Source organism: Acinetobacter sp. P1(2023) (assembly GCF_028367635.1).
Lineage (GTDB): Bacteria > Pseudomonadota > Gammaproteobacteria > Pseudomonadales > Moraxellaceae > Acinetobacter > Acinetobacter pittii_E.
This window is the reverse complement of record NZ_JAQNDD010000002.1, coordinates 59,799-71,979: the sequence shown is the minus strand read 5'-3', so window position 1 is coordinate 71,979 and position 12,181 is coordinate 59,799. Positions and strand designations below refer to the sequence as shown.

At 37.4% G+C, this 12,181-nt stretch carries 12 protein-coding genes; 11 read left to right on the top strand and 1 reads right to left on the bottom strand.

Features of this window, described 5'->3' with window-relative positions; all coding sequences use genetic code 11:
- The 11 genes from POD11_RS03450 (at position 1) to POD11_RS03400 (ending at position 10,524) form a co-directional block, all read left to right on the top strand.
- A complete protein-coding gene (locus POD11_RS03450) occupies positions 1-294 on the top strand; it encodes a hypothetical protein (RefSeq protein ID WP_151988521.1) in 294 nt (97 codons plus the stop codon).
- Positions 295-449: 155 nt separating this feature from the next.
- Complete coding sequence (prmA, locus tag POD11_RS03445) at positions 450-1,355, top strand: 50S ribosomal protein L11 methyltransferase (RefSeq protein ID WP_262456361.1); 906 nt, start codon at positions 450-452, stop codon at positions 1,353-1,355.
- A 12-nt stretch (positions 1,356-1,367) separates the two neighbouring features.
- Positions 1,368-2,213 carry a zinc-ribbon and DUF3426 domain-containing protein gene (locus POD11_RS03440; protein WP_262456360.1) on the top strand — a complete coding sequence of 282 codons (846 nt, stop codon included), beginning with the start codon at positions 1,368-1,370 and terminating at the stop codon, positions 2,211-2,213.
- 376 nt (positions 2,214-2,589) lie between these two features.
- Complete coding sequence (gene fis, locus POD11_RS03435; RefSeq protein ID WP_001086304.1) at positions 2,590-2,859, top strand: DNA-binding transcriptional regulator Fis; 270 nt, start codon at positions 2,590-2,592, stop codon at positions 2,857-2,859.
- An 85-nt stretch (positions 2,860-2,944) separates the two neighbouring features.
- Complete coding sequence (purH, locus tag POD11_RS03430) at positions 2,945-4,519, top strand: bifunctional phosphoribosylaminoimidazolecarboxamide formyltransferase/IMP cyclohydrolase (protein ID WP_025465553.1); 1,575 nt, start codon at positions 2,945-2,947, stop codon at positions 4,517-4,519.
- A 123-nt stretch (positions 4,520-4,642) separates the two neighbouring features.
- Entirely contained in the window at positions 4,643-5,929 is a 1,287-nt protein-coding gene (gene purD / locus POD11_RS03425; protein ID WP_262456359.1) for a phosphoribosylamine--glycine ligase, read from the top strand.
- A 483-nt stretch (positions 5,930-6,412) separates the two neighbouring features.
- Positions 6,413-7,285 carry a MetQ/NlpA family ABC transporter substrate-binding protein gene (locus POD11_RS03420; protein WP_262456357.1) on the top strand — a complete coding sequence of 291 codons (873 nt, stop codon included), beginning with the start codon at positions 6,413-6,415 and terminating at the stop codon, positions 7,283-7,285.
- 75 nt (positions 7,286-7,360) lie between these two features.
- Positions 7,361-8,386: a methionine ABC transporter ATP-binding protein gene (locus POD11_RS03415; RefSeq protein WP_016140547.1), complete on the top strand. Its 1,026-nt coding sequence runs from the start codon at positions 7,361-7,363 to the stop codon at positions 8,384-8,386.
- On the top strand, positions 8,383-9,078 hold the full coding sequence (locus tag POD11_RS03410) for a methionine ABC transporter permease (protein WP_016140546.1): 696 nt from the start codon (positions 8,383-8,385) through the stop codon (positions 9,076-9,078). The genes POD11_RS03415 and POD11_RS03410 overlap by 4 nt, the downstream gene beginning before the upstream one ends.
- Before the next feature lie 152 nt (positions 9,079-9,230).
- Positions 9,231-9,962, top strand: coding sequence for a hydroxyacylglutathione hydrolase (gene gloB / locus POD11_RS03405; protein ID WP_239968507.1), 732 nt, complete (start codon positions 9,231-9,233; stop codon positions 9,960-9,962).
- Between the two features lie 358 nt (positions 9,963-10,320).
- Positions 10,321-10,524: a hypothetical protein gene (locus tag POD11_RS03400; protein ID WP_002119766.1), complete on the top strand. Its 204-nt coding sequence runs from the start codon at positions 10,321-10,323 to the stop codon at positions 10,522-10,524.
- Positions 10,525-10,686: 162 nt separating this feature from the next.
- Here the strand turns inward: POD11_RS03400 and POD11_RS03395 are convergent, their stop codons facing one another.
- Positions 10,687-11,985, bottom strand: coding sequence for a dicarboxylate/amino acid:cation symporter (locus POD11_RS03395; protein ID WP_016140544.1), 1,299 nt, complete (start codon positions 11,983-11,985; stop codon positions 10,687-10,689).
- Positions 11,986-12,181: the final 196 nt, after the last annotated feature.

Here is a 12,181-nt window from a genome sequence, read left to right as displayed (position 1 = left end):
ATGAAAACGACTATGTTAAAAATCTTAACTGCATCCCTCCTTTGTTTTTCAGGCGTAACGTTTACCCACGCTGCGACGAATCATACTGCTAAATCGACTCATACGGCTAAATCAAGTAAAACAGCTAGTCATACTGCAGATTCAAGCAAATCAGTGATGCAAAAAGAACTTAGAGCTTGTGTGAAAAAACAGCAAGGTGAATGGGTATCTTATAGCCATAATGGTGTAACCTTTAATGGTACTTGTGAACCAAACGAAAACGGTAAACTACAATTTAAAGCCCCTGCTCCTTAAGCGGTTTTGACATAAGGTAGAGAAGAAGTCATTTATTTTCCGCCACATCTCATCAGGATTTTCAAAGACGGCTCATTAAAGATGGGCCGCTTTCTTTTTTAAAATGGTCTAGTCCGCTACAATACGCCTTTAAATAAAATTTTTAGGTCCTTTTCGTGAAGTGGTTACAAATACACATTACCGTTAATCAAGAACAAGTTGAGTTCACAGAAACACTTTTAATGTCTCTAGGTGCGGTAAGCGTAACTCTGGATGATGCTGAAGATCAGGCTTTACTTGAACCATTACCAGGTGAAACACCTTTATGGAATAAAGTGATTGTGACAGGCATCTATCAACAAGACGAACAAGACCCGATTGATGTCGACACTTTAGAAGCTTTCTTAAAAGCTCAACTTCCAGATGTTCCTATGCGCCATGAAGAACTTGAAGATCAAGTGTGGGAACGCGCATGGATGGATTATTATGAACCAATTCAGATTGGGGAAAAGTTCTGGATCGTACCTGAATGGCTAGAGCCACCAGAAGCGGACGCTACTAATATTAAGTTAGACCCAGGTCTTGCGTTTGGTACAGGTAATCACGCAAGTACTTTCCTATGCTTACAATGGCTAGGTAAAACTGATGTTAAAGATAAAATCGTGATTGATTATGGCTGTGGTTCAGGCATTTTAGGCGTAGCGGCTTTATTATTAGGCGCTAAAAAAGTATATGCTACCGATATTGACCCTCAAGCTGTTTTAGCAACAAAACAAAATGCAGAACTTAATGGTATATTAGATCGCCTATATGTAGGTCTTCCGGAAGAATTCGATCAAGAGTTCAAACCTCAGCAGGCAGACGTTTTAGTTGCAAATATTTTAGCGGGTCCATTAATGGCACTTGCATCTGAGTTTGCAAATTTAATTAAATCTGAGGGTGAGTTCGCACTTGCAGGTGTAATCGAAGAGCAAGTTACTGATGTTTCACGTGTTTATTCTGAATTTTTTGATATATTAGATGTCGAAAAACGCGAAGAAAATTGGTGTCGCATTTCAGGAAAACGTAAAACAATAAATTGAGACTTCTAACTCATGAATGAAAAACAAACCCGCTGCCCTAAGTGTTTAACAGTATATAAAGTATCTCTTACTCAATTGACTGTTGCTCAGGGTATGGTTTGTTGCCCAAAATGTAATTCGAATTTTAATGCATTAACCAATCTGATTAATATTGAACAGCCAGCCATGGTTAATTCATCTACTTTAGTTAATGGTTCAATGCAAACACGATATATGACACATTCACATGTGCTAGATATCTTTGACCAAAAAGTTGAGAACTCTAATATTGATCTATTAACCTATCTCAACAACTTAAACTACTTTCATAATGAACCTATTAATGCTTTACCAAACCTTAATTTGGCTGAGCAAGTATCCCCACAAGAACAAGACAATAATAAAAGACATAGTTGGTTGTACTATACGCTCTGGAGCTCTGCCAACCTTATTCTGATTTTAGTTTTTACTTTCCAGATTCTCTGGTTTAACCCTAAACTCATGCATACAAGCCCTACCGTTAGTCATGCATTTAATTATGTTTGCCAAATACTACATTGCAATAAAACAGCAGAACTGTATCAACTTATCCATATAGAAAAGATAAAAGTTCGTAGAATTGATGCAAACCACACCCAATTCTCAGGCATATTACTTAATCAGAATGATAAAAGTATTGAGCTTCCTAACTTAAAGTTAAGTTTTGCGACAGAACTAAGCAAAACTGAAGAAATTATACTAACTCCTCAGCAATATTTAGTAGAGAACTTACGGGGTATTCAGCGCATTCCATCAAACACCCCTTACCGATTCCAATTTGAGCTAAACAAAAGCAAAAAAAGCCTAGTAAATTATCGATTAGAAATTGTCCACCCCTAAAATGTAAAAAAAGTGAAAAAAAAATAAAAAAAAATGCAGTTAATTTGCTCACTTTTTCCTAGACAATGTTATGATACGCGCCACGAAAGCTTTGACTCATATACTCCTCGCTCTCAATCCAAAAAAAATACTGTTAAGCATGTGTGCTTTTCTACTTTAAGCGCATAGCCTAACTTTTTTTGTTTTTGAGGGGGCTGTAACAAATATTTAATTATTGTTACGCTTATTTTTTATTCAATACGAAGAAATATGGCAAGCTAATTGTTCTTATGTTTTAGAGTCACTGTTTTAGGATCTAAAACAGGACTCCGTATTTTTAGACCACATTTATATACTACTTTACCCAAGTTAGTATTTGATTTTCGGATTAACTCGCATGAATAGCAAATCTCCTATTTTTACTGCACAATCTGATGTTGCTCTTCGCATCCACGTGGATCGCGCAGTTCGCCATTATTTTGCACAATTGCAAGGTGAGCAACCATCTCAGGTATATGACATGGTGCTAGCAGAAATGGAGAAACCTCTTTTATCTGTAGTTCTTGAATATACACGTGGTAATCAAACACGTGCTGCAGAGATTCTTGGACTCAACCGTGGCACTTTACGTAAAAAGTTAAAAGCTCACGGTTTAATGAGTGAATAAATGATAAAATGCTCACGACGTCGTGGGCATTTTTTTATGCTTATTGGTTTTAATCCGTAGACTTGAAATTGTTGAATTAAACATCATGACTATTAAACGTGCTTTGATTTCTGTATCTGATAAGACAGGAATTGTCGAATTTGCTCAAAACCTTGCAGCTCTAGGGGTAGAACTATTATCTACAGGCGGCACATATAAGTTGCTTAAAGATAATAATATCGCGGTTGTAGAAGTATCTGAACATACGGGCTTCCCTGAAATGATGGATGGTCGTGTTAAGACATTACATCCAAAAATTCATGGTGGTATTCTTGCTCGTCGCGGTTTAGACGAAGCAGTTATGGAAGAACACAACATTGATCCGATTGATCTTGTTGTTGTAAACCTTTATCCATTTGCTGCAACTGTTGCAAAACCAGACTGTACTCTTCCTGATGCAATCGAAAATATCGACATCGGTGGTCCTACAATGGTTCGTGCAGCAGCTAAAAATCATGCTTCAGTGGGTATCGTTGTAAATGCTTCAGATTACGACACTGTAATCAATGAATTAAAAACCGCTGGTTCACTTTCTTATGAAACGCGTTTTGATTTAGCAGTTAAAGCATTTGAACATACAGCTCAATACGACGGCATGATCGCTTCTTACTTAGGCGCTCGCGTTGGTAAGACCGAAGGTGAAGCTGATTTATTCCCTCGCACATTCAATACCCAATTGAACAAAGCACAAGATTTACGTTACGGTGAAAACCCACATCAATCTGCAGCATTTTATGTTGAAGCAAATGCAAAAGAAGCTTCAGTTTCTACTGCAAAACAGTTACAAGGCAAAGAATTGTCTTATAACAATATTGCAGATACAGATGCAGCACTTGAATGTGTTAAATCATTCGCAAAACCTGCTTGTGTTATTGTAAAACATGCTAACCCTTGTGGTGTTGCTGTTTCTTTAGACGGTATTAAAGCTGCTTATGATTTAGCTTACGCAACAGATCCAGAATCTGCTTTTGGCGGTATCATTGCGTTTAACCGTGAGTTAGATGTTGCAACTGCTCAAGCAATTGTAGAGCGTCAATTTGTTGAAGTCATTATTGCTCCAAGCATTGCCGATGGCGTACTTGAAGTAACTGGCGCAAAGAAAAACGTACGTGTTTTAGTATGTGGTGAATTACCTGCAATTGATGCACGTGCACCGCAACTTGACTACAAACGTGTTAATGGCGGCTTACTTGTTCAAGATCAAGACTTGGGCATGATCACTAAAGATGATCTTAAAGTAGTTACTAAGCGTGCACCAACTGAGCAAGAAATTGATGACCTCATCTTTGCTTGGAAAGTTGCGAAATATGTGAAATCAAACGCAATTGTTTATGCTAAAAACCGCCAAACTATTGGTGTAGGTGCAGGTCAAATGAGCCGTGTTAACTCAGCTCGTATTGCTGCCATTAAAGCTGAACATGCTGGTTTAGTTGTTGAAGGCGCTGTAATGGCTTCCGATGCATTCTTCCCGTTCCGTGATGGTATTGATAATGCGGCTAAAGCTGGCATTAAATGCATCATTCAACCAGGTGGTTCTATGCGTGATGAAGAAGTAATCGCAGCAGCAGATGAAGCTGGTATTGCAATGGTCTTCACTGGTATGCGCCATTTCCGCCACTAATTTAAATTTAGTCCTCCCTAACCCTCCTTTTATTCAGGAGGGTTTTCCACAATAATGGAGCTAAACTCCACCTTGAGGGATAGAGGGGGATGAAAAGGATTAAAGTTAAGGAACAAATTAAAAATGAATATTTTAGTTTTAGGTAGTGGTGGTCGTGAACATGCTTTAGCATGGAAAATCGCGCAAGATACCAAAGTTACTCAAGTTTTCGTTGCACCTGGTAATGCTGGTACAGCAACAGAAGACAAATGTGTAAATGTTCAACTTGATATTTTAGACAACCCTGCAATTATTGCTTTTGCTAAAGAAAACAATGTTGAACTGGTTATTGTTGGCCCAGAAGCACCTTTAGTGAATGGTGTAGTAGATGCTGCACGTGAAGCAGGTCTAAAAATTTGGGGACCAACTCAATACGCTGCTCAGCTTGAAGGCTCAAAAGCATTTGCTAAACATTTTTTAAAGCGTCATAACATTCCAACTGCTTTTTACGAAGTATTTACCGAAGTTGATGCAGCTAAAGCTTATGTTGAAAAAAATGGTGCACCAATTGTAATTAAGGCAGATGGTCTTGCTGCTGGTAAAGGTGTAATCGTTGCAATGACTAACGAAGAAGCTTTTGCAGCAATTGATGACATGCTTGCTGGCAACAAATTCGGTGATGCTGGTTCACGTGTGGTAATTGAACAGTTCCTTGCAGGCGAAGAAGCTTCTTTCATTTGTATGATTGATGGTAAAAACATTTTACCAATGGCAACTTCACAAGATCACAAGCGTATTTTTGAAGGTGACCAAGGTCCTAATACTGGTGGTATGGGTGCCTACTCTCCTGCTCCAGTTGTAACTTCTGATATTTTCGAACGCGTTATGACTGAAATCATGCGCCCGACTGTTGAAGGTATGGCTGCTGACGGACATGTCTACACTGGTTTCTTATATGCTGGCTTAATGATCGATGAACAAGGTCAACCACGTGTAATCGAGTTCAACTGTCGTTTTGGTGACCCTGAAACTCAACCCATCATGATGCGCTTAAAATCATCTCTTGTTGAATTGGTAGAAGCAGGTATTGCTGGTAACTTACCAAATGAAGCTGAATGGGATGAGCGTAAGTCAATCGGTATTGTACTTGCAGCAGAAGGTTATCCTGATAGTGTACGTAAAGGTGATGTAATTTCAGGTATTGGACAATCACCTGAAGATACTAAAATTTTCCATGCAGGCACTGCAACTCGTGAAGACGGTCACATTGTGACTTCTGGTGGTCGAGTTCTTTGTGTAACTGCTTTGGGTGACAGCGTTCTTGAAGCGCAAATCAATGCACTTGAAGTATGTGGCCAAGTTACATTCACAGGTATGCAATATCGTAGCGATATCGGTTATCGCGCAATTGCACGTGAAAAAGCTGAATAAAAGTTTAAATATAATGAAGCTCTCTTTGGAGGGCTTTTTTATTTTTCGTCTTCACTTATCTTAAATATTCATATTAATCTTAATTTTTATTCAATTGTGATGATTAAGATCGAAAGATGTCCACTATATTGAATATGTTTTTATTGATATGATTAGTTAAAGCGTTGGAACTTTCCATAAAGTTAATGTGTCTTTAAATATTAGGGCACATCATCTAATTCTGTTAAAGATAAGCGTTATTTTTAACACTCATACTTTTAGAGACCGTTTAAAAACTGAGAATACAAGATAAAACTGTTGTAAAAATAGTTTTATTTAGCTCAGATGAATGCGGTAAATCAAGTGTCTGAAGAATTAGAAAAGAGCTATAAGTAATAACCTTTAGCCTTGAAAACTTTGTGACGTTGCAACAAAACTCATTTCTTTACTAGTCGAGAGCCAACTTAAATAGTTGATCTCTCACTTAATCAGGACTTTTTTTACATGAAAAAGCTGATCAGTCTTTTTTTAATCGTGTCTGTGCTATTACTTGCAGCCTGCGGTAAACAACAAAGTGAACCACAAGCTGGAAAAAGCGGTGATTCATCACAACTTCAAACTGTGGTTATTGCCTCAACGGGTTCTGACGCTGACATCTGGCGTTATATTTCAACTTTACCGGAAACTAAAGCTGCTGGTATTAAGCTTGAAGTGAAAAACTTCACTGATTATGTTGCAATGAATACAGCTGTAGCTAATAAAGAAGTTGACTTAAACGCATTCCAATCTTATGCATATTTAGTTGCTTTCAATGCATCAAACAAAGATAAAATTGCACCAGTTGCTACAACTTATCTTGAACCAATGGGTATCTACTCAAGTAAACACAAAAAAGTAGAAGAATTCCCTCAAGGTGCAAGCATTGCAATTCCTAATGATGCGGCGAATGAAGCTCGCGCGTTATTGTTATTACAAAGTGCTGGATTAATCAAGCTTAAAGCTGACTTCGATCCTGCGAAAGGTACGCCAAGCGATATTATCGATAACAGCAAAAAAATTGATATTAAACCAATCCAAATGGCAACTGCTGTACGCGTAAAAGATGAAGTTGATGCAATCGTTTTAGGTAATACTTTGGCGCTGGAAGGTGGTCTAAATGTACTTAAAGATTCTATCTACTATGAGCCAGTTGATCAAAGTACTAAACTCAATGTAAATATTCTTGCGGCAGCAGAATCTCGTAAAGATGACCCAATTCTTCAGAAGGTTGGTCAGCTATACCACACTGAAGCTGTTAAAAAATACGTTGAACAACACTTTGGTGGTACAAAAGTTGACGTGAATCAGCCAATCAGCTACCTCACGGAAGCTAAATAGTAATATAATACCGGCAACGCGAAACAGGCAAAGTCTCTTTGCCTGTTTTTTCTTTTTAGCATAGTTTTTGACGACATGATTCAATTTAAAAACATTTCAAAGCACTATCAGCTTAAAGGCCAAACCATACGAGCTCTGGACCAAATTAATTTGGAAATTCCAGAAGGAAGTATTTTTGGGATTATTGGCTATAGTGGTGCAGGTAAAAGTACTTTAATCCGCCTGATTAACTTACTTGAACGACCAAATGAAGGTCAGGTTATCATTAATCAAAAGGACTTCACTGCTTTGGATGCGCGTTCATTACGTCAGGAACGTGCAAATATTGGTATGATTTTCCAGCACTTCAATTTGCTACAAACCAAGACGGTTGCTGAAAATATCGAAATGCCAATGCGTCTGCTGAATTACAATAAGGCAGAACGTGAAAAGCGCTTGAATGAATTATTGGAGTTCATTGATCTTAAGCATAAAAAAGATGCTTATCCAGATGAGCTTTCTGGCGGCCAAAAGCAACGTGTCGGTATTGCTCGTGCTTTGGCAAATCATCCAAAAATTCTTTTGTGTGATGAAGCAACCTCTGCCCTCGACCCACAAACAACCAAGTCTGTGTTAGAGCTACTCAAGAAAATCAATCAAGAGCAAAAAATCACAATTGTTATGGTGACCCATGAAATGGATGTCATTGAAACTGTTTGTGATCATGTGGCTGTGATGGAAGCAGGTAAAGTCATTGAACAAGGTTCAACGATTGATATCTTTAGTAAACCTCAACACCCGACGACTAAAAACTTCATTCAAACTGTTTTACATCAACAGTTGCCTGTGAATATTTTAAATCAACTCGAGAATCAGCATCATCATAGCATCTACTGTTTACAGTTCTTAGGGCGCTCGGCTCAAGAGCCAGTAATTCAGTCACTGATTAAACAATTTGATATTAGCTTAAATATCTTGTTCGCAAACATGACTGAAATTAACGGTACTGTGATTGGTCAAATGTTTGTGCAGCTTCTAGGCGATCCTCAGTTGATTAAACAGGCTATCGAATTTCTAGAACAAAATGAAGTAGGTGTAGTTCAATCAGGAGATCAAGTATGAGAGATTTTATCGTACAATGGTTGACTGAACTTACTCAGCCTTTCTGGCACAGTTCCCTTTCAATTGACCAGTTTGTAACAGCGTTGCAAGAAACATTTCACATGGTGTTTTTTGCGCTTTTATTTGGTGGTATTTGGGGTTTCATTCAAGGAATTATCCTGCTTGTAACCCGTCCGGAAGGTATTTTGCCAAATAGATTCATTTATCATTTACTTAACCCGATTGTAAATGCGTTACGCTCTCTGCCATTTATTATCTTACTTATTGCAGTGATTCCTCTTACCAAGTTATTGGTAGGTACTTCAATTGGTACATGGGCAGCGATCGTTCCTTTAACAATTTATGTTGGGCCATATATGGGACGCCTGATTGAGACTTCCCTACTCGAAGTAAATGAAGGAATTATTGAATCTGCTCAGGCGATGGGTGCTACACCTTGGCAAATTATCTCCCGCTTTGTTTTGCCAGAAGCACGCAGTTCACTCATTTTAAACTTAACCACAGCGACCATCAGTCTCATCGGTGCAACAGCAATGGCTGGTGCCGTTGGCGCAGGTGGTATTGGCGATTTAGCTATTTCTTATGGCTATCAACGTTTTGATACAAGTGTGGTGATTTTAACAGTGATTGTTCTATTGCTCTTAGTACAGATTGTACAGACACTAGGCAACTGGCTCGCCAAGGTACGTTAAATCATCCATATAAAAAGCTCCCTACATGGGGGCTTTTTTGTTTTATATAAGTCCTTTTCATCAACTAGTTGAGTGCATAGGTTAATACTATTTTCTGTTATGATCAAAATTAGTGATTATTTACTTTTTGGATTTGGTTTTAGGATAAAACAATGCGTTATAGAATTCATTTTATTGATGTACAGAATGCCCTCCAAAACTATATCTGGATTTTAGAAGATACTGAAACCCAAGAAGCTGTTGCAGTTGATCCAACAGAGGCAGAACTCGTTACCCACTTTTGTCAGAATCATCAGTTAAATTTAAAACAAATCTGGCTTACACATTGGCATAAAGACCATATCGGTGGAGTTGCTGATTTAACTGCTGCTCAAAATATTACAGTGTATGGCCCACGTGATGAGCTTTCAAAAATTCCGGGGATTACCCATCCCTTACAGCATAATGACCATCTAAAGTTTAATGATTTAAAAGTAGAGATTATTGCGACCCCTGGCCATACTTTAGGTCATATTGTCTATTTTATTGAAGAGTTAGAAGCTGTCTTCTGCGGCGACACTTTATTTGCAATGGGATGTGGTCGATTATTTGAAGGTACGGCAGAACAAATGTATCACTCACTTAGTCGTTTAGCAGCATTACCCACACAAACCAAAGTATATTGCACGCATGAGTACACACTTTCAAATGCCGAATTTGCATTAACGGTAGAACCACACAATCATGCTTTATCTGAACGAGCTGAAGAAGTCCGTGAGCTACGTAAACAAGGATCAATCACCCTACCCAGTACCATAGAACTTGAATTGGCAACAAATCCTTTTCTCCGTGCAGAAAGTGCCGAAGACTTTGCTCACTTACGTGCCCTTAAAGATAATTTCTAAAATTAATCTTCAATAAAAGATACAGTTTCATTTTAAAAACTGTATCTTTTTGCATAGTACAGATTCATGGTAATTATTTTTTACATTTACTTTATTCTTATTTATTCAGCTTTTTTTAAAATTTCGCCAAATTTATAATTTTTTAAAAATCTGCTAAGGGACAATCTTTTTAAATAAAAAGTTTTTATTTTTTAGTTACATAACCTCTCTATAATTTTATAAAAAAGAAAACTTTTCTTTCTCTATCTTACTTTTTTTACAAGTTGCAAAATAAAACAAAGATTTCCCCCTTTAAAAAATCTAATTAAAACCCTATTAATAAATAAGATGTAATGCCACGGATAGAAGGAGTTCTCACGTGAAAAAGGTTGTTAAAGCTAAAAATTTGATTGCGTTTCGTATTTGGTTAGAAAAGTTAGGGTATTCAGTTAAAAATCTTGCTGATGGAAAAGGTTTTACTTTTAGTTTTAAAAAAGAATATGGTTTAGTGACCTGTGATTTGGCAGGTAATTCATTAGCGATGCAATTAGGTGAAGAGTTTGAGGATCACTTAAAAGCATAATTTTTTACAACTCATTTTTTATTTAAAATTGTCTTTTTTAAAAGATAAGTAATATTGCAGAACTTTAGAATGGTTTAATTAAAATATATTTTTAGACGTTAAAAAAATCTGTAGCCGGGCTACTCTCCCAAATTGCCCTTAGCTACAGATTTTTTTATAAGGTTATTCTGCTTTATGGTTCTTTAAGGCTTTATCTAAAAGATCTTTATCTAAAGCTTTATCCCAACGTGCTACAACGATTGTTGCGCAGGCATTCCCTACTAAATTTGTTAATGCACGGCACTCAGACATAAAACGGTCAATACCAAGAATTAACGCCATACCTGCAACAGGAACAGCCGGTACAACCGATAGAGTTGCAGCTAGAGTAATAAAGCCTGCACCAGTCACCCCTGCTGCACCTTTAGAACTTACCATCGCGACAAGAAGCAATGCAATTTGTTCACTAATGGATAAGTCCACGTTACACGCTTGTGCAATAAACAGAGCAGCCATGGTCATGTAGATATTTGTACCATCAAGGTTAAATGAGTAACCTGTTGGAATCACCAAACCGACTACCGATTTTTCACAACCCGCTTTTTGCATTTTATCCATTAAAGATGGTAAAGCTGCTTCAGAAGAACTCGTCCCTAAAACCAACCAAAGTTCATCTTTGATATAGCGAATTAAATGGATAATTGAGAAGCCGTTATAACGAGCCACAGCTCCTAAGATCACGATGACAAACAACACTGCTGTAATATAGAACGTCATAATTAATAGTAATAAATTACCAATTGATTCGATTCCATACGCACCGATGGTAAAAGCCATTGCACCAAAAGCACCGATTGGAGCTAGCTTCATTAACATACCAACTAGGTAGAAAACTGGAGCTGTTAAGTTATTTAAGAAATCGGTAATTGGACGTGCACGGTCACCCAATGCAGCCAAAGAAATACCAAATAACACCGCCACAAATAGAACCTGCAAAATTTCGCCACCTGCCAGAGGGCTGACTAGTGTTTGCGGGATAATATTCATGAAAAAGTCGGTAATATTTGTTGCGTGCGCCTTTTCAACGTAAGTATTTACTTTATCGTTGACTAAGGTAGCAGGATCAATATTAAGACCTTTACCCGGTTGGATAATATTTGCCACAATCATACCCACCACAAGAGCCAAGCTTGAGAAGGTAAGAAAATAAAGCATCGCTTTACCAGTTACACGGCCAACTCGGCTCATGTTTGTCATACTGGCAATGCCTGTCACAACAGTTAAAAAGATGACGGGAGCAATAATCATTTTAACAATCTTGATGAATGCATCACCAAGCGGTTTTAAACTTTCGCCAAGTTCTGGGTAAAAATGACCTATTAAAATGCCCAAAATAATTGCAAAGATGACCTGTACATACAAAATTTGGTGAAACTTCTGTTTTTTCTGTACTGTTTCTTGGTCAAGGGTATTGAAATCCATTATCTAAATACCTTTTCGATGGGGATAAAAAAAATAAATATAAAGCGTACACCACAAGCTGCTTTATCAAGGAAAAGCCATTGTAAAGAATAAAAAACGGCCTGTGTTATAAATTTAAAAAATGTCAAATTTAATAGTCATGCAATAAATTATATAAAATCATTTTTATTTTTAAGTTTTAAAAATTAAAAATGCA